Here is a 17,571-nt window from a genome sequence, read left to right as displayed (position 1 = left end):
CCCGGCCGCTTTACGCCTTCGGCGCCACCTTGCTCAAGCCGTTGATGATGCGGTCCATGGCGTCGCCGCCCGTCGGGTCCGTCAGGTTCGCGAGCATCTTCAGCGTGAACTTCATCAGGATCGGGTGGGTCAGCCCGCGCTGTGTCGCGATCTTCATGACCTTCGGGTTGCCGATGACCTTCACGAAGGCGCGGCCCAGCGTGTAGTAGCCGCCGTAGGTGTCCTTGAGGACCTTCGGGTAGCGCTGGAGGGCGAGTTCGCGCTGGGCGTCCGTGGCGCGGGCGTGGGCCTGCACGATGACGTCGGCGGCGATCTGGCCCGACTCCATGGCGTACGCGATGCCCTCGCCGTTGAACGGGTTGACCAGGCCGCCCGCGTCACCGACCAGGAGCAGGCCCTTGGTGTAGTGCGGCTGGCGGTTGAAGGCCATCGGCAGGGCCGCGCCGCGGATCGGCATGGTCATGTTCTCCGGGGTGTAGCCCCAGTCCGCCGGCATCGAGGCGCACCACGCCTTGAGCACCTCGCGCCAGTCCAGCTCCTTGAACGCCTTGGAGGAGTTGAGGATGCCGAGGCCCACGTTGGACGTACCGTCGCCCATGCCGAAGATCCAGCCGTAGCCGGGCAGGAGACGGTCCTCGCCGGGGCCGCGCCGGTCCCACAGCTCCAGCCAGGACTCCAGGTAGTCGTCGTCGTGGCGGGGCGACGTGAAGTACGTACGCACGGCGACGCCCATCGGGCGGTCCTCGCGGCGGTGCAGGCCCATCGCGAGGGAGAGGCGGGTGGAGTTGCCGTCGGCCGCGACGACGAGCGGGGCGTGGAAGGTGACGTCGCGCTTCTCGCCGGAGTCACCGAGTTTGGCGTGGACGCCCGTGATGCGGCCGGTGCGGTCGTCGATGATCGGCGCCCCGACGTTGCACCGCTCGTACAGCCGGGCGCCCGCCTTCTGCGCCTGCCGGGCGAGCTGCTCGTCGAAGTCGTCGCGCTTGCGGACCAGGCCGTAGTCCGGGTAGCTGGCCAGGTCCGGCCAGTCGAGCTGGAGACGGACACCGCCGCCGATGATGCGCAGGCCCTTGTTGCGCAGCCAGCCCGCCTCCTCGGAGATGTCGATGCCCATGGAGACGAGCTGCTTGGTGGCGCGCGGCGTCAGACCGTCGCCGCACACCTTCTCGCGGGGGAACGCCGTCTTCTCCAGGAGCAGGACGTCCAGGCCCGCCTTCGCCAGGTAGTAGGCGGTCGTCGAACCGGCAGGACCGGCCCCGACGACAATCACATCTGCGCTGTGCTCAGCGTTGTCGGCGAGTCGCTTGGGCTGCTCGGTCACGGCGGGTTCTCCCCAGGCTCGAAAACGGTGTGCCGTCCGGCACGGACATGGGCAGTCTATTCAGCGGTACCGATCTCCCAGCCGAAGGGCCAGCCCATGAGTCGAGTCCTGCCCGCCGTGGATCTGCGCGTCCCCACCCACGAGGACGCCTTCGCCTGGCACCGGGTCTTCGACCACCCCGACGTCATGGAGTTCCACGGCGGCGCCCCGGCCGAACTGTCCGTCTACGAGGAGCTGACGGCCCGCCAGCGCCGGCACGACGCCGAACGCGGCATCTGCCTGTGGACGATGACCGACGGCTCCCGCGAGGTCATCGGTTTCACGGGTGCGCAGCCGTGGGACCGCGCGTGGGGCCCGACCGGTGAGATCGAGATCGGCTGGCGGCTCGGGCGCGCGTACTGGGGTCAGGGGTACGCCACGGCCGCCGCGTTCGCGACCCTGGAGCGGGTCCGGGCGGCGGGCGTCACCAGCGTCGTCGCGATGGTCGACGCGCGCAACGAACGCTCGATCGCGGTGACCAGACGCCTCGGCATGGAGCGGTCGGAGACGTTCGTGACCCCGACGGGGCGCCAGGGGCACTGCTTCCGCCTCGCGTTGTAGCGGGCGGTCCCGGAGGAGGCGGGGCGATCGCGTCGACAGGCGCCGGTACGCACCGGTACGCGCGGCGCCCCGCGTTGTAGCGGGCGGCCTCGGAGGACGCGGGGCGGTCGCGTCGACAGGCGCGGGTACGCACCGGTACGCGCGGCGCCTCGCGTTGTAGCGGGCGGCCCCGGAGGACGCGGGGCGGTCGCGTCGACAGGCGCCGGTACGCGCCGTTCCGCGCGGCGCCCCGCGAGGGCTACCCTGCCGGTACCTCCTGGGGGTGACCTCCGTGCACATTCCACCCGAGAACCCACCGGAACCGGCGGACGTCCGGGTTCCGAGACTGGTCGGTCTGATGGCGGTCGACGCGCGCAGCACGGCCGAGGGCCACGGCGTGCGGCTCGTCACCCCCGACCGGCCCGACTTCCCGCTGACGAGCGTCGACTACGTGGTGCGCCAGTACCCGCGTCCCGGCGCCGAGATCCCCCGGGACGCGGCGGTCACCGTCTGGTTCGACCTCGGCGAGGGGGACGGCGGCGGGGGCGCGGGGGTGCGGGTGCCCCGCGAGCCGGGCCCGCGGGGTGGTGGCATGCGGCGCGAACTCGACGAGCCCGCCGCCCCGTTCACTCCGTGTCAGTGAGCCGCCATGAGTCGAGCCCGACCTGGTAGGTACCGGCCAGCTCGTTCCAGACGTCCTCCTTGCCGGTGAGGAAGATGGTGTACTCGGTGCCGTCCGCGGTGATGTAGGACTGGTCGATGCCGTGGATCGTCTGCCCGGCCTCGTTCTCGTACGTGTACTCCCAGATGGCTCCGGGCTCGCCCTGGAAGGTGTTCGTGTCCAGGAGGATGCGCCGGTAACCCGTCTTCTTCTTGTCCTCCTTGAGGTGCTTCTCCATGGCGAGCAGGTTGCCGTGCGAGGTGTAGTCCGCGTTCGGGATGACGCCGACGACGTACTTCTCCATGCCGGTGCTGCCCGCGTAGGTGATCTGGCTGCCGTTCGTGACGCCGACGCGGTCCCATACGTCGGGGATGACGAAGGAGAAGCCCTTCTCGTCGAAGACCTGGTGGTAACCGGCGGGCACGTCGGGCATGTCGCTGGGCGCGGCGGCGTTGCCCGTCGTCGGGGGCGCGGTCGGGGTCGGGGTGGGCGGGGCGGGGGTCGGCGTCGGGCTCTCGTCCGGGGTCACCGGCGGGGGCGGGCTCTGCTGCTGGGAGCGGGTGGCGACCGGACCCGGCTTGTTGTCCGCGGTGTCCTTCTTGCCGTCGCCGTCGTCCTGGAGCAGCAGCACACCGGCCGCCGCGCCGCCGCCGATGACGAACGCGCCGACGATGGTCCCGACCCACACCCCGACGCGCCGCTTCGGGAAGGGTTCGGCCCCGGCCGGCGGGGCGAGCTGGAAGGCGCCGGGATCGTATGGTGCCGGGACGTGGCCGGGCGCGTACGGGCCCTGGTGGGACATGGCGGGCGGCGGAGGGGACGCGGGGGGCGGGGTGGGGGGAGAGGTGGGAGAAGAGGTGGGGGTGCGCAGCAGGCCGGGGCCCATGGTCAGCGCCTGGTCCAGGGCGGGCGGCGGAGCGGGAAGCGGCACGGGGCCGGGCGCGGGTGCCTGCGTCCCGGTCGGGGGCTGGTCGGCCTCCGCGTCCGGGCCGGATGCCGGTCCCTGCTCGGGCACGGGCGCCTGACCCGCGGACGCCTTGTCGAAGGCCGCGCTCCCGAGGGACGTCGTCGGCCGGTCGAACGCCGGGGCCGGGAGCAGGGGCGGGGGCGGCATGAGCCCCGTGCCGAGTCCTGCCATCCGCAGCAGGTACGGCGCGAGGAGCGCGGCGCCACCGGTCCACAGCAGCCCGAACAGCAGCGCGTCCGGGACGCTCAGGCCCACCTCGACCCGGCCCTGGCCGCTGCCGAAGAAGTCGAGGTCCCCGGCGAACTCCGCGCCCAGGCCCCCGACCCCGGCGAGCAGCAGGAAAAGGGCGAAGAACAGCCCGGCCGAGAGGAGGTGTTCGCGCCGGTCCAGTGAGCGCCGCGCGGTGAGCACGCCCATGGCCAGGGCGCAGACCAGCCCGAGGGCGAGGGCGTAGACCAGGGCTCCCGAGCCGAGTTCGTCACCGATCCGGGACAGCCCGAGCGACTCCTTCTCGTAGCCACCGCCGCCGAACGACGACGAACCTCGGCCACTGGCCTCCAGCGGGGCGCCCCAGCAGACGCCGAGCACCGTGAGGGCGAGATTGGGCAGCAGCATCAGGGTGGCGCCGAGCGCCGCCGCGGTCGAGCCGTCGAAGTCGGAGGAGTCGGAGACGTCGGACGGGCCGGAACCGCTGTCCTCACCGAAGATCGCGAGCCCGATCCAGCCGAGGACCGCGGCGATCAGCAGCACCCACCCCATGGCGCGCACCGCCGTGCCGAACGCCCGTGCCGTCAGCCGCACGCCCGGCCGGGCCGCCGCGACCCGGTACTTCAGGTCGTCGGCGTGGAGCACTCCCCCGGCGACCGCGAGCGCGAGGAGCAGTGTCCACAGCGCGGTGAGGAACGGCGCCGTGGACAGGGACACGCCGTGGATGTCCGGCTGTCCGAGCAGCGCGAGCGCCAGCGTCGCCGCCGTCACCACCAGCGCGACCCGCACGGCCGCTTCGAGACCCGCTGTCGCGCCGGTCGCGCCGCCCGGGGCGCCGGGCACGATCCGCGCGTACAGACGCGTGCGCAGCATCCGTACGCCGATGACGAGCGCCACGATCCACAGGATGGTGACCAGAAGCGGGATGACGGACAGCGACGCGGTGCCGGAGGAACCGGAGTCGTAGCCGCCGTACAGCGATCCGCCGGAGTCCGCGCCGGAGACTTCGAGGCTGCCGCCGAGGCCCTGGAGCAGTACGGCCAGGGCGATGCGCATGCGGTCGGCGAAGCCGACGGCCACGTCGTCGGAGTCCTGCCCGTACGAGGGGACGGCGAGGGCGAACGCGGCGATCAGCACCAGCCCGACCGGCCACGACGCGGCCTGTGCCGCCCCGGCCCAGTCGCCGCGCAGCGCGCGCCCGAGGAACTGTCCGACGGCCGAGGGCTGAGCGGGGCCCGGGGCGTGGTTCGGGGCGTGGTTCGGGGCGTGGTTCGGGGCGTGGTTCGGGGCGTGGTTCGGAGCGGGCGGGGCGCCGGGGGGAGGCGGCAGGGGAGGTGGCGGCGGTGGCGCCGCCGGGGACCGTTCCTGGCCGCATCTCATGCAGAAGCGGGCTTCTTCAGGAGCCTCGGCTCCACAGTGCGGGCAGGACGACGGCATGGGGTTGCTCCGTGATGTTCCGGGGACGATCGGGTGACGTACCGTCACCGGCCGTCACCACGTAATCAACGGAGACACATCTTTCCCGTGGCCCGGTTCCCGTCAACTGCAATGGGCGAAACGGGACTTACTTGATACCGCGGTGCAACGCGACGATTCCGCCGGTGAGGTCGCGCCAGGCGACCTTCTGCCAGCCGGCGCCCTGGAGGCGGGCCGCCAGCTCGGGCTGGGTCGGCCAGGCGCGGATCGACTCGGCGAGGTAGACGTAGGCGTCCGGGTTGGAGGAGACGGCGCGCGCGACCGGCGGCAGGGCCCGCATCAGGTACTCGGTGTAGACCGTGCGGAACGGGGCCCACGTCGGATGGCTGAACTCGCAGATGACGACGCGACCGCCCGGCTTGGTGACGCGGTACAGCTCGCGCAGCGCCTGGTCGGTGTCCTGGATGTTGCGCAGCCCGAAGGAGATGGTGACGGCGTCGAACGTGTCGTCCTTGAACGGCAGCCGCGTGCCGTCGCCCGCGGTGAACGGCATCCACGGGTGGCGCCGCTTGCCGACCCGCAGCATGCCGAGCGAGAAGTCGCAGGGGACGACGTACGCACCGGCCCGCGCGAACGGCTGCGAGGACGTGGCGGTCCCGGCGGCCAGGTCGAGGATCTTCTGCGCGGGGCGCGCGTCGACCGCCTTGGCGACCTCCTTGCGCCACAGCCGCGCCTGCCCGAGGGAGAGCACGTCGTTGGTGAGGTCGTACTTCTCCGCCACGTCGTCGAACATCGAAGCGACTTCGTGCGGCTGCTTGTCCAGGGATGCGCGGGTCACCTGCCCATTGTGGCAGTACGGGATCCCGCACCGGCGGACCGGGACCCGTCCAGGATGCGGACCTGTTCAACCGATCTTGGAGGCGGGCGAGTTGGCGGGGGCGCGCGGGAGACGGTCGCTGCGGTGGGCCGCCGGGGCGTGGGCGGTCCTGGTGGTGGGCGGCTGGGGGGCTGGGGGCCACGCAGGTCCTGGAGGGCGGCATCCGGGCGACGGACGGGCCGCGGGCGGGCCGCGGCCGGGCCGGTCGGCCCCGCCGTCACCGGCACCGACACCGACACCGACACCGACACCGATCACTCTGCCGGGGGCGTGCCCGTCCTCGTCCCCGCCGATACGCCCACCGATACGCCCAACCGATGCGCCCGCCGATGCTCTCCCCGGGCCTGATCCCGGGTGAGTCCGCCGTCCAGGTCAGCGACCACCTCGTGTACTCGACCCCGGTCGGGGTGACGGGCGCCGGGAACTGCGTGGTCCTCACCACTCGTCGACGGCGCGGACCGCCCGTCGAGCGGGGGTCACCGGCCCCGGTACACCAGTCGTCCCGCGATCACGGTCGCCACACACGTGGCCGCCCCCCGCCGCACCAGCTCCGCGCGGTCCGCCACGTCGAACACCGCGAAGCGGGCGGGGGCGCCCTCGGTGAGACCCGGCAGCAGTACCAGCGGCTTCGGGGAGAGGGAGACCGGTCCGGGAAGCCGGTCGGGGCGCGCGGCGAAGACGAGTCCGGAGCGCTGTGCCACGTCGAGCACCGGTTTGGCCCTCAACTCCCCGGCCAGGGCCACCGTGCCGTGCGCGAACAGCCGCTGCACACCCCGCCGGGCACTGGCGCCGAGCCGTGACGGGTCCGCCCGGAAGATCTCGCGGGCACGCGCGCCGCCGATCGGCGTGGTGCCGTACGTGTCGGCCTCGCGCGGATCGGGGTGGTACGTGTGCTCCAGGATCTCCGGGCCGTACGGGTTGAGCAGCCCGGGCGTGAGGATGCCGGGCCAGCGCCGCACCCGTGCGTCCGGGTGGGCGTCGGCCAGTTCCTCGCAGGGGCCGAGCGCCTTGACGTGCTCCCCGTCGACGAGGACGGCCGAGCCGTCGGCGACGGCGTGAAGTGTCAGCACCGGGGCCCTAGTTGGTGGCGACGAGCTTCAGCTCGGGGTGGGCCGTGCCGCCGTCGATCGCGGTGGAGGAGATGTGGGACATGACGCGCTCGTCGACCGGGTCGTTCGCCGGGTCGTCGTGCACGACGAGGTGCTCGTAGGTGGTGGCGCGCTGGGCGGGGACGCGACCGGCCTTGCGGATCAGGTCGATGATCTCCATACGGTTCGAGCGGTGCTTGGCACCGGCCGAGGAGACGACGTTCTCCTCCAGCATGATCGAGCCGAGGTCGTCGGCGCCGTAGTGCAGGGAGAGCTGGCCGACCTCCTTGCCCGTGGTCAGCCAGGAGCCCTGGATGTGCTGGACGTTGTCGAGGAAGATCCGGGCGATCGCGATCATCCGCAGGTACTCGAAGAGGGTGGCCTGCGTACGGCCCTTGAGGTGGTTGTTCTCCGGCTGGTACGTGTACGGGATGAAGGCGCGGAAGCCGCCCGTCCGGTCCTGTACGTCGCGGATCATGCGCAGGTGCTCGATGCGCTCGGCGTTGGTCTCGCCGGTCCCCATGAGCATGGTGGAGGTGGACTCGACGCCCAGGTTGTGGGCGGTCTCCATGATCTCCAGCCAGCGCTCGCCGGACTCCTTCAGCGGGGCGATGGCCTTGCGCGGGCGCTCCGGCAGCAGCTCGGCACCGGCACCGGCGAAGGAGTCGAGCCCCGCGGCGTGGATGCGCTGGATCGCCTCCTCGACGCTCACCTTGGAGATCCGCGCCATGTGCTCGACCTCGGACGCGCCCAGGGAGTGGATGACGAGCTGCGGGTACGCCTTCTTGATCGCGGAGAAGTGCTCCTCGTAGTACTCGACGCCGTAGTCCGGGTGGTGGCCGCCCTGGAACATGATCTGGGTGCCGCCCAGCTCGATCGTCTCCGCGCAGCGGCGCAGGATGTCGTCGAGGTCGCGCGACCAGCCCTTCTTGGTGTCCTTGGGGGCCGCGTAGAAGGCACAGAACTTGCACGCCGTGACGCACACGTTCGTGTAGTTGATGTTCCGCTCGATGATGTACGTCGCGATGTGCTCGATCCCCGCGTACTTGCGGCGGCGGATCGCGTCGGCGGCGGCGCCGAGCGCGTGCAGCGGGGCGTCGCGGTACAGCTCGACGGCCTCCTCGGGGGTGATGCGCCCACCGGCGGCGGCACGGTCGAGGACGGACTGCTGAGCGGCCTTCTCGGTCACCGGGCGTGCCCCTTTCGGAGGTTCTGGACAAAAGCGGGTCGGACCGTTTCAGCGTACGTCAGGCGGCCAGGGCCCCCAGCAGAACCCCCACGAAGCCCCCCATGATCATGAACGGGCCGAAGGGGATCTCCGTCCGGCGCCCGGCGCGGCGGGTGACGACGAGCACCGCGGCGTACAGGCCGTTGCCCAGCACCCCCGCGAACACGCCGATGGCCAGCACCCCGAGCCCGTACCAGCCGAGCGCCGCCCCGAGACCGACCGCCAGCTTCACGTCGCCGAACCCCATGCCGCGCGGGCTGATCAGGTGCAGCACCAGATAGAAGGCCGCCATACCGAGCGCCCCGAGCAGCGCGCCGCGCCACGACCCGCCCGGCTCGGGGAGCAGCGCGGCGGCGCCCAGCGCGGCAAGGGCGAGCCCGGCGAGCGGGAGCGTGAGCACGTCCGGCAGCCGGTGCACGGCGAAGTCGACCGTGGCCAGCAGGACGCAGAGGGGCGCGAGCAGCAGCCAGGCGCCGAGTTCGGGCCGGGTGCCGGTGGCCGCGGCCAGCAGGGCGCAGACGAGGGCGGTGCAGAGGGTGAGCGCCGGGGCGCTCGGGCCGTAGCGCGCGGTGCCGAGCCAGCCGCGGATCGGCCGCCCGGCGGGGTCCTCCGCGCGCCACGGCTCCTCCGGTTCCACGGAGAGGCGGTGGGCGGGGCGCGGCAGCAGCAGTCCCGTGGCGGCGCCCCACAGGGCGGCCAGGACGACGAGCACGGTCTGCGCCGTCTGCGGGGCCGGATCGGGGCTCAGCACCGGCTCACCGCTCCACCCGCGTCAGATCGGCCGTGGGGTTGCCCGCCTGCGGGTACCGGGACGTGTACGTGAGGGTGGCGCCGTCGCGCGTGAGGTGCACGGTGTGGGTGCCTTTCGCGCAGGTCCCCGGATTGTCCGGCGCGGCCTCGCCCCCGGCCACGAGCTCCTTGTCGTCGGCGGACCTCAGCGTCAGTACGTCGACGCACCGGATGCCCAGTGGATCGGTCGAGGTCACCGTGCCGACCCGCTTCCCTACCGCGGCCTGCTCCAGATCGACGCGGAACGTGCCGAAGGAGATGCCCGCTTGGACGGCCGGGCCGTCCCACGCGCCGAGGTAGAACGCCGGCACGGCCGCCGCACCCGTCGGGCGCACCGAGCCGGTGGGCGGGGCCGAGCCCATGGGCGGGGCCGCCGTCGTGGGGGCGCTGCCGTCGGCGCCCGCGTCCCTGTCCCCCGAGTCGGGGAGCATGTTCACCACGAAGATGCCGCCGACCGTGACCGCCGCCAGCGCCCCGGCCACCGCGAGCGCCACCGAGCAACTCACCTTGCGGCCATGGCCGTCGGCCGAGGTGGGCGTCGAGGTCGCCGACACCGAGACGGAGAACTTCCCGGGGGCGGCGTCCCGCGGTTCCCGCGATCCGTGCGGGGTCCGCGGTTCCCGCGCCGGTGGTTCCGTGCGTGGCAACGGCAACGGCAACGGCGCCGACACCGGCCCGTACGTCGGATCCGGCGGCCCGAAGACCCCCGCCGGGGGCGTACCCGGGGGCGAACTCCCCGTGACCGAGGGGCTGGTGAAGCCGACCGGGCCCGAGACCGGCGCGGGCGACGGGGTGCCCTCCAGATCCAGGAGCTGCACCGCGCCGCGCGACACCTGCTCCACCAGCGCCCCGGGCAGCCAGCCCGCCGCGACGAGCCGCGCCGCCCCCTCCGGCGCGAGCCGCCGCGCGATCTCCTCGGGAGCGGGCCGCGCCGCCGCCTCCTTGGCCAGGCAGGCCGCCGCGACCTCACGCAGGTCGCCGGTGAGGGCGCCGAGTTCGGGCTCCTCGTGGACGACCTTGTAGAGCAGCGCCGCCGACGAGTCACCGGGGAACGGGGATCGCCCCGTCGCCGCGTACACCAGGACCGCGCCGAGCGAGAAGACGTCCGCGGCGCCGGTGACGCCCTTGCCGAGGATCTGCTCGGGCGCCATGTAGCCGGGCGAGCCGACGGAGACGCCCGTGGACGTCAGCGACGCCGTGTTGTCGGTGGCCCGCGCGATCCCGAAGTCGATCAGCCGCGGCCCGTCCACCGTCAGCAGCACATTGGAGGGCTTCACGTCCCGGTGGACGAGACCGAGACCGTGCACGGCCGCCAGCGCCTCCGCGAGGCCCGCGCCGAGAACCCGTACGGAATGCTCGGGCAGCGTCCTGACGGGACCGCCGCCGAGATCACCACCGGGGTCACCACCGAGGCCGTCACCTGCGCTGCCGCCCGGGTCGGTCCCCGCGCCGGGACCGGCCGCCTGCGCGAGCGAGGGGCCCGCGACATAACCCGTCGCCACCCACGGCACCCGCGCCGCCGGATCGGCGTCGAGCACCGGAGCGGTCCACGCCCCGCCGACCCGCCGCGCCGCGTCCACCTCACGCCGGAACCGGGCCCTGAACTCCTCGTCGAGCGCGAAGTGCGGATGCACCACCTTCACGGCGACGGTCCGCCCACCGGCGCTGCGGCCCAGATACACCCGGCCCATACCGCCGTGCCCGAGCCTGCCGACGAGCCGGTACGGACCCACGGTCGCCGGATCGTCCGCCTCAAGCGGCTGCATCTCCCGAGCCACCTCCCCCGAAGCTCTCCCCCGTACGGCCGGAACCGTACGCCCGGAACCATCCGTACCGCGCACCTGCCCCAGCAGCGTAGTCCCGTGCCGTGAATGCCGTGCGTTCACACCGATTTCATCCAGGGCCCACGGAATTTTGCCGCCGAGTTCATTCCCACCGGAATTCCTCCGCACGCCCCGGTCGAATTCCGGGGGCCCGAGCGATCAGCGTGAGAGGAGTTCCACCGTGACGTCCGCGGGAAATCCGGTGGTCGGGCCGACCCGCCGCGCGAACTCCGTGACGCCTTCGAGCTGCGCCGCCCCGAACCGGAAGTCGAGCGTCGTGAAGTACTCCTCCAGCACGGCCTCGTCGAAGGCCTCCCAGCGCGCCGCCTGCTCGGCGACCTTGGAGACCTCCTCCAACGACACGTCCCGCGACGTCAGGAACGCCTCGTGCACCTGCCGCGTGATCACCGGCTCCCGCGCCGCGTACTCCTTGCGCGCGGCCCACACGGCGAAGACGAACGGCAGCCCCGTCCACTCCTTCCACATGGCCCCCAGATCGTGTACCTGGAGCCCGAGCCGCGGGGCGTCGTGCAGATTGGCCCGCAGCGCCGCGTCCCCGATGAGCACGGCCGCCTCCGCGTCCTGCATCATCAGGCCGAGGTCGGGCGGGCACGTGTAGTACTCGGGCTGTACGCCGACCCGCTCCGCGAGCAGCAACTGGGCCAGCCTGACCGACGTACGCGACGTGGAACCCAGCGCCACACGGCGCCCGTCGAGCTGGTCGAGGGGCACCTGCGACACGATCACGCAGGACATCACGGGTCCGTCGCAGCCGACGGCCAGGTCGGGGAAGGCGACCAGTCGGTCGGCGGCCTTCAGGAACTCGACGAGGGTGATCGGACCGATGTCCAGGTCGCCCTCGACCAACTGCTCGCTGAGCTTCTCCGGGGTGTCCTTCGTGAGCTCGAAATCGAGGAGTGATCCCGTCCTGGCGAGGCCCCAGTAGAGGGGCATGCAGTTCAGGAACTGGATGTGGCCTACGCGCGGCCGGGTGCGCCGCGCGGCCTGAGGAGTCTCGGGAGAATTGTCCACATCGGTGAGGCTAGACCCCATGCGGTACGGTGCATGCTCCGGGTGGCACAGGCCACCGGCCAACCCGTTCGGGCCTCCGTCAAACCTCTGGGTGACGTGATCTTGCCCTCTATTGCGTTCGGCTGCCTACGTGCTAGGCTCGCCGCAAGTTGCAGTTTGGTTTCCCTTGCAGTACAGAGCCTGCGGAGCATGTAACCGCAGGCTCTCGTCGTATTCAGACTTTTGCAGTTGTTCGCAAGCGCATTTGCAGGTTCTGGAGCAGGGCGACCCTTTGGCCCATAGGAGGGCTTATGGCTACCGGAACCGTGAAGTGGTTCAACGCTGAAAAGGGCTTTGGCTTCATCGCCCAGGAAGGCGGCGGCCCGGACGTCTTCGTCCACTACTCGGCGATCAACGCGAACGGCTTCCGCTCCCTCGAGGAGAACCAGGCCGTGACCTTTGACGTCACGCAGGGTCCGAAGGGCCCGCAGGCGGAGAACGTCACCCCCGCCTAATTCCTTCGTGATCGCACGGCAGGTGCCGTGATCCGATCCGGAACCTAGCGCAGTACCCAAGGAGCCCCGCTCCCCCGTCCGGTTTCGCCGGTGGGGTGAGACGGGGCTCCTGCCTTCGCGTTCCTTACGTGTCCGGCAGATGGTCAGTCAGCCGTGCATCCGCGCGCCCTTCAAGGCCTTGTCCACCGCGTTGCGCGGCCCGTACACCGCCACCCCCACCAGATCCAGGTCCGCGGCGGCCACCGCCCGTACCGCCGCCCTGTTGTCCGTGTCATTGCCGGTCGCGAACAGGTCCGAGGTGAACACCGCTCGCGGCAGCGCCCTGCGCAACGCGCGCTCGTGCGCCGCCCTCAGCACCTCCTTGCCACCCTCGAAGACCAGCACCGGCTGCCGGAACATCGGCAGGTACGGGGTGTCGTCGGCGTCCGCGTACGGCTCCCCGACCACCTCGGGCACCTGCGTGCCGAGGCCGCTCACGAGGAACGCCGTCACGTTGAGCCGCTGCCACGTCTCCAGGTCGTCCCTGAGCAGAACAGCGATCTTGGTGTCGAAGCGGGTCGGGTGCGGGACCTCGGCAAACGTCTCTGTGCTCATGCCCTGAGACTGCCGAACGGGCGGCGACCCGGTCTTGTACGTTTTTTGCATGGCGGCCGACGGCGCGCGGACCGGCGGGTCCGAGCAGATCACCGCGTGGCGTCCCCAGGTGCGGGGCGTCACGGAGGTCTTCCACGCCCACTTCACCCGGCACGCCTACCCGATGCACGTACACGACACCTGGACGCTGCTCATCGTCGACGAGGGCGCCGTCCGCTACGACCTCGAACGCCACGAACACGGCACCCCGCTCGGCACCGTCTCCCTGCTGCCGCCCCACGTGCCGCACAACGGTTCCGCCGCGACGCCGCTCGGCTTCCGCAAACGGGTGCTGTACCTCGACGCCGTCGGTGGGCCGCTGGACGCCTCCTTCATCGGGGCCGCCGTGGACACGCCCGATCTCGCGGATCCGCTGCTGCGGCGCCGGATCAGTCAGCTCCACGCGTCGCTGACGCATCCCGGTGACGAACTGGAGGCGGCGGCGCGGCTCGCGCTCGTCGGGGAACGGTTGCGGGAGCGGTTGCGGCCCCGGCCGGCCGAGGAGGCGCGGCCCGGGCCCGATCGGCGCGTCGCGCGGTCGCTGCGGGAACTGCTCGACGCGCGCGTCGTCGAGGGCGTCGAGCTGAACGAGGCCGCGGGGCTCGTGCATGCGCATCCCGCGCATCTGGTGCGGTCGTTCGGGGCGGCGTACGGGATCGCGCCGCATCAGTATCTGATGGCGCGGCGGGTGGATCGGGCGCGGCGGTTGCTGTTGGCCGGGCAGGCGCCGGGGGAGGTCGCGGTGGCCTGCGGGTTCTATGACCAGTCGCATCTCAACCGGCACTTCAAGAAGGTGGTCGGGGTGCCGCCGGGGCGGTACGCACGCGGCCGCTGACAGCGGCACCGCCCTGCGCCCTATCGCGTTGTGGGGCGGGGCCGCGCCGGGTACCTCCTCGGCCGGATCAGGTGCCTGGCCCTCCGAACGCCGAGCGGCACCGCCTTGCGCCCCGTCGCGTTGTGGGGCGGGGCCGCGCCGGGTACCTCCTCGGCCGGATCGATTGCCTGGCCCTCCGAACGCCGAGCGGCACCGCCCTGCGCCCCGTCGCGTTGTGGGGCGGGGCCGCGCCGGGGTACCTCCTCGGCCGGATCGGCTGCCTCGCCCTCCGAACGCCGAGCGGCACCGCCCTGCGCCCTATCGCCTTGTGGGGCGGGGCCGCGCCGGGGTACCTCCTCGGCCGGATCGGCTGCCTGGCCCTCCGAACGCCGAGCGGCACCGCCCTGCGCCCCGTCCCTTCGTGGGGCGGGGCCGCGCCGGGGTACCTCCTCGGCCGGATCGGGTGCCTGGCCCTCTGAACGCCACAGGCGCGTCATCCGGCGCTGAGTCCCTGCGGTGTCCTGCGGGGGCACCCCGACACGTCCCCTCACGCCGTCGCGCGAGTACCGGACCGGTGGGGAGTCCCGCGCCTTGCGCCGACCCTCCCTTCGTAGGGCGGGGCCGTGCCCGGGTACCTCCTCGGCCGGATCGATTGCCTGGCCCTCCGAACGCCGACCGGCACCGCCCTGCGCCCCATCGCGTTGTGCGGCGGGGCCGCGCCGGGGTACCTCCTCGGCCGGATCGGGTGCCTGGCCCTCCGAACGCCATAGGCGCGTCATCCGGCGCTCGGTTCCTGCGGTGTCCTGCGGGGGCACCCCGACACGTCCCCTCACGTTGTCGCGCGAGTGCCGGGCCGGTGGGGGTGCCCTAATCGCGTCCCGGGGCTCGTCTCCAAGTGGTGACGCGACCTAGCGGGTGCCTGGCCCTCCGGACGCCATAGGCGCGTCACCCAGCGCTCGGTTCCTGCGGTGTCCTGCGGGGGCACCCCGACACGTCCCCTCACGCCGTCGCGCGAGTGCCGTCCGGTGGTCCCTTCCGTAATCGGGTGCGATCCGGTTCGGCCCGCCTTGGGCCATCTGCCTCCCCCAGGGCGGCAGGGTGGGCAAGGTGGCCCCCAGCGCCGGATAGCAAGGTCGAGCACCTGCTCACCTGGTTCGGGGCAAGCGCCACGCCGCCAGCGCCGCTGTCACGCACAGCGCGGAACCGGCCACCACCAGACTCACCCGCATCCCCGGCAGGGAGAACGCCCCGGCACCCCCCGCGATCAGGGACCCGAACAGAGCCACCGCCAGCGCCCCACCGGTCTGCCGAAACGCGTTGAGCAGGCCGGATGCCGTACCCACACGCGGGCCGGGGACGGAGTCCATGAGCATCGCCGTGACCGCCGGAATGGCGAACGCGCCGCCGAGACCCGTCGGGACGAGCAGGAGCAGGACCAGCCACAGCGGCGTGTCGGAGCCCAGCGGCAGCAGCACGAACATGGCCAGGGCCAGGACGAGTTGGCCGGTCACGATGACGGGGCGGCGTCCGATGCGCTCGGCCATGCGGGGCGAGACGAGGTTCGTCCCCGTGATGATCGCCGCGAGCGGCACGAACATCAGGCCCGCCGTCAGCGCCGTCATGCCACGCTCCTGCTGGAGGTAGAGACCCAGCAGGAAGACGAGCCCGTAGAAAGCGAGGTTGAGGGCGAAGCCGACCGCGAGGGAGACCGCGACCGTGCGGTCGCGGAGCATCGACAGCGGGACCATGGGCGCCCGGTGCCGCTTCTCGGTGGCGTAGAAGGCGAACCCGGCGCCCACCGCGACCGCCGCGGAGAGCAGGACCGGCACGGAGAGCAGCCCCGTGTGTCCGCCCTCGATCACCGCGAAGGTGAGTCCCGCCAGGGCGAGGACGGCCGTGATCTGGCCGGGTACGTCGAGCGGGGCGGGTCGCCTCGGCGACGGTGCGACGCGGAGCAGGAGAAGGAGAACGGCCGCGCCGACGGGCAGGTTGAGGAAGAACACGGCCCGCCAGCCCACGCTCTGGGTGAGGACACCGCCCAGCACGGGCCCCGCCGCCATCGCGACGGAACCGCCCACCGTCCACAGGGCGACGGCCCGCGCCCGTTGCCGCGCGTCGTCGTACGCCTGCCGGATCAGCGCGAGGGAGGCGGGCATGAGGATGGCGGCGGCCCCGCCCTGCACGACCCGCGCCGCGACCAGCGCGCCGATGCCGGGGGCGAGGGCGCAGGCGAGGGAGGCGAGGGTGAACAGGGCGGTGCCCCAGGCGTAGGCGCGGCGGGCGCCCGCGCGGTCGGAGAGCGCCCCGGCGGACAGCATCAGGCCCGCGAACATCAGGGTGTACGCGTCCACGACCCACTGGAGCCCCGTCATGCCGCCGTGCAGGGAGGCGCGGATGTCGGGCAGGGCGATGTTCACCGCCGACACGTCGACCGTGATGACGGTGAAGCCGAGGAGCGCGGCCACGAGCGCGGTGCCGCCGGACGCGGCGGCGCGGGCCGGTGGCGCGGTGCGGACGGCGACAGCGGGCGTACCGGTGAGGGGCACGGGGTCTCCAGACGGGTGGGCGGTGAGGGACGGGGTCGCGGGTGGCGGGCCCCCCGGGCCGCGGACCGGTGTCGTGCACCCCCTGGGCCCGGTGGCGCCCGCCACCCGCAACGGGTTCCACTCTCCCGGGGGCCGCCCGGAAGTGGCAGGCCGCGCTCCACAGGGGTGCCGCGTTCCAGGCCCTGGGACACCCCCCCACCGAACGCGCCGACCGGGGACAATGGGCGTATGGCGGAGAGCAACGGCACGGGCGGCGGCACCGAACTGGGCAGGTATCTGAGGGCGCGCCGCGCACAGGTCACCCCGGCCGAGGCGGGTCTGCCCGCCGGTATGGGGCTGCGCCGCACCCCTGGCCTGCGCCGGGAGGAGCTGGCGACTCTTGCCGGGGTCAGCGTCGACTACTACACGCGTCTGGAGCGGGGCCGCGAGACCAACCCGTCGACCGCCGTGATCGACGCCCTCAGCCGGGCCCTGCGGTTGCGTGGCGACGCCCATGAACGGCTGCACGAGCTGGCCGAGTTGGCGTCCGGGCGGCTCACCGTGCCGCACCCCACGACGGACGACACGGTCCGCGACTCGGTGCTCCAGATGCTGGAGGCGCTGCGTCCGATGCCCGCGTACGTGGTCAACCGGTACGGCTACATGCTGGCCGCGAACCCGGCGGGCCGCCGGTTGCTGCCGGGCATGTGGGACCTGCCGCCCGAGGAGCGCAACATGACCCGCTACCTCTTCCTGCATCCCGTCGGCCGGACGCTTTACGTGCCGTGGGAGGAGACGGTCGCCAAGTCGGTGGCGCATCTGCGGGCGGTGGGCGGCACCGATCCCGACGATCCGCGGATGACCCGGCTGGTCGGTGAACTCCTCCTCAAGTCACCGGAGTTCGCTCGCCTGTGGGACCGGTACGAGGTGCAGGAGCGGGGCGGCGGCACGAAGACGTTCGACCACCCGAAGGTGGGCGGCATGACCCTCACGTACGAGGTGATGCAACTGGCCCGCACGGGCGGCCAGCGACTGGTCGTCTACCAGGCGCCGGCCGGTTCCCCGGACGAGACCGCACTGCTCGGCCTCGACCCGGCCGCCCGCGCTTAGGGGTTCG

At 72.6% G+C, this 17,571-nt stretch carries 15 protein-coding genes; 5 read left to right on the top strand and 10 right to left on the bottom strand.

Annotation, left to right across the window (positions count from 1 at the left end; translation table 11 throughout):
- Positions 1-10: 10 nt before the first annotated feature.
- Positions 11-1,321 (bottom strand): geranylgeranyl reductase family protein, encoded by a 1,311-nt coding sequence (locus ACIRF8_RS01490; protein ID WP_404209734.1) that lies wholly within the window; start codon positions 1,319-1,321, stop codon positions 11-13.
- Positions 1,322-1,417: 96 nt separating this feature from the next.
- On the opposite strand from ACIRF8_RS01490, the gene ACIRF8_RS01485 reads away from it, so the two are divergent.
- The gene (locus tag ACIRF8_RS01485) at positions 1,418-1,921 is read left to right on the top strand and encodes a GNAT family N-acetyltransferase (protein ID WP_404209732.1); all 504 of its coding nucleotides are present in this window, start codon (positions 1,418-1,420) and stop codon (positions 1,919-1,921) included.
- A gap of 271 nt (positions 1,922-2,192) precedes the next feature.
- On the top strand, positions 2,193-2,543 hold the full coding sequence (locus ACIRF8_RS01480; protein ID WP_404209730.1) for a PASTA domain-containing protein: 351 nt from the start codon (positions 2,193-2,195) through the stop codon (positions 2,541-2,543).
- Here ACIRF8_RS01480 and ACIRF8_RS01475 read toward each other — a convergent pair.
- From ACIRF8_RS01475 to ACIRF8_RS01445, 7 genes are all read right to left on the bottom strand, one after another.
- On the bottom strand, positions 2,527-5,172 hold the full coding sequence (locus ACIRF8_RS01475; protein WP_404209728.1) for a zinc ribbon domain-containing protein: 2,646 nt from the start codon (positions 5,170-5,172) through the stop codon (positions 2,527-2,529). The two genes, ACIRF8_RS01480 and ACIRF8_RS01475, sit on opposite strands and share 17 nt — an antisense overlap.
- A 127-nt stretch (positions 5,173-5,299) precedes the next feature.
- Complete coding sequence (locus ACIRF8_RS01470) at positions 5,300-5,989, bottom strand: demethylmenaquinone methyltransferase (protein ID WP_404209726.1); 690 nt, start codon at positions 5,987-5,989, stop codon at positions 5,300-5,302.
- Between the two features lie 515 nt (positions 5,990-6,504).
- Positions 6,505-7,098 carry a hypothetical protein gene (locus ACIRF8_RS01465; protein WP_404209724.1) on the bottom strand — a complete coding sequence of 198 codons (594 nt, stop codon included), beginning with the start codon at positions 7,096-7,098 and terminating at the stop codon, positions 6,505-6,507.
- Between the two features lie 7 nt (positions 7,099-7,105).
- The gene (mqnC, locus tag ACIRF8_RS01460; protein ID WP_404209722.1) at positions 7,106-8,305 is read right to left on the bottom strand and encodes a cyclic dehypoxanthinyl futalosine synthase; all 1,200 of its coding nucleotides are present in this window, start codon (positions 8,303-8,305) and stop codon (positions 7,106-7,108) included.
- A gap of 58 nt (positions 8,306-8,363) precedes the next feature.
- Positions 8,364-9,095: a prepilin peptidase gene (locus ACIRF8_RS01455; RefSeq protein ID WP_404209720.1), complete on the bottom strand. Its 732-nt coding sequence runs from the start codon at positions 9,093-9,095 to the stop codon at positions 8,364-8,366.
- A 4-nt stretch (positions 9,096-9,099) separates the two neighbouring features.
- Positions 9,100-10,899 carry a protein kinase gene (locus ACIRF8_RS01450; protein WP_404209718.1) on the bottom strand — a complete coding sequence of 600 codons (1,800 nt, stop codon included), beginning with the start codon at positions 10,897-10,899 and terminating at the stop codon, positions 9,100-9,102.
- A 216-nt stretch (positions 10,900-11,115) separates the two neighbouring features.
- Positions 11,116-11,988 (bottom strand): menaquinone biosynthetic enzyme MqnA/MqnD family protein, encoded by an 873-nt coding sequence (locus ACIRF8_RS01445; RefSeq protein WP_404209716.1) that lies wholly within the window; start codon positions 11,986-11,988, stop codon positions 11,116-11,118.
- Positions 11,989-12,278: 290 nt separating this feature from the next.
- Here ACIRF8_RS01445 and ACIRF8_RS01440 point away from each other — a divergent pair, with 290 nt between their 5' ends.
- The gene (locus ACIRF8_RS01440; RefSeq protein ID WP_003948780.1) at positions 12,279-12,482 is read left to right on the top strand and encodes a cold-shock protein; all 204 of its coding nucleotides are present in this window, start codon (positions 12,279-12,281) and stop codon (positions 12,480-12,482) included.
- Between the two features lie 147 nt (positions 12,483-12,629).
- On the opposite strand, the gene ACIRF8_RS01435 is transcribed toward ACIRF8_RS01440, so the two are convergent.
- Entirely contained in the window at positions 12,630-13,127 is a 498-nt protein-coding gene (locus tag ACIRF8_RS01435) for a DUF2000 family protein (RefSeq protein WP_404209714.1), read from the bottom strand.
- On the opposite strand from ACIRF8_RS01435, the gene ACIRF8_RS01430 reads away from it, so the two are divergent.
- Positions 13,126-13,950 carry a helix-turn-helix domain-containing protein gene (locus tag ACIRF8_RS01430; RefSeq protein ID WP_404209712.1) on the top strand — a complete coding sequence of 275 codons (825 nt, stop codon included), beginning with the start codon at positions 13,126-13,128 and terminating at the stop codon, positions 13,948-13,950. The two genes, ACIRF8_RS01435 and ACIRF8_RS01430, sit on opposite strands and share 2 nt — an antisense overlap.
- 1,124 nt (positions 13,951-15,074) lie before the next feature.
- Here the strand turns inward: ACIRF8_RS01430 and ACIRF8_RS01425 are convergent.
- On the bottom strand, positions 15,075-16,475 hold the full coding sequence (locus ACIRF8_RS01425; RefSeq protein WP_404209710.1) for an MFS transporter: 1,401 nt from the start codon (positions 16,473-16,475) through the stop codon (positions 15,075-15,077).
- 228 nt (positions 16,476-16,703) lie between these two features.
- On the opposite strand from ACIRF8_RS01425, the gene ACIRF8_RS01420 reads away from it, so the two are divergent.
- Complete coding sequence (locus ACIRF8_RS01420) at positions 16,704-17,564, top strand: helix-turn-helix domain-containing protein (RefSeq protein WP_404209709.1); 861 nt, start codon at positions 16,704-16,706, stop codon at positions 17,562-17,564.
- Positions 17,565-17,571 lie beyond the last annotated feature (7 nt).

This window comes from Streptomyces sp. NPDC102406 (genome assembly GCF_044765725.1).
In the GTDB taxonomy this organism is placed as follows: domain Bacteria; phylum Actinomycetota; class Actinomycetes; order Streptomycetales; family Streptomycetaceae; genus Streptomyces.
Note: the sequence above shows the minus strand (reverse complement) of the source record. Positions and strands in the feature narration are given on the sequence as shown.

Excerpts from the sequence above, each read along its gene's own strand:
- ACIRF8_RS01475 (WP_404209728.1), bottom strand. The coding sequence starts at position 5,172 with ATGCCGTCGTCCTGCCCGCACTGTGGAGCCGAGGCTCCTGAAGAAGCC.
- ACIRF8_RS01440 (WP_003948780.1), top strand. The coding sequence starts at position 12,279 with ATGGCTACCGGAACCGTGAAGTGGTTCAACGCTGAAAAGGGCTTTGGC.
- ACIRF8_RS01430 (WP_404209712.1), top strand. The coding sequence starts at position 13,126 with ATGGCGGCCGACGGCGCGCGGACCGGCGGGTCCGAGCAGATCACCGCG.
- ACIRF8_RS01450 (WP_404209718.1), bottom strand. The coding sequence starts at position 10,899 with ATGCAGCCGCTTGAGGCGGACGATCCGGCGACCGTGGGTCCGTACCGG.
- ACIRF8_RS01420 (WP_404209709.1), top strand. The coding sequence starts at position 16,704 with ATGGCGGAGAGCAACGGCACGGGCGGCGGCACCGAACTGGGCAGGTAT.
- ACIRF8_RS01485 (WP_404209732.1), top strand. The coding sequence starts at position 1,418 with ATGAGTCGAGTCCTGCCCGCCGTGGATCTGCGCGTCCCCACCCACGAG.
- ACIRF8_RS01435 (WP_404209714.1), bottom strand. The coding sequence starts at position 13,127 with ATGCAAAAAACGTACAAGACCGGGTCGCCGCCCGTTCGGCAGTCTCAG.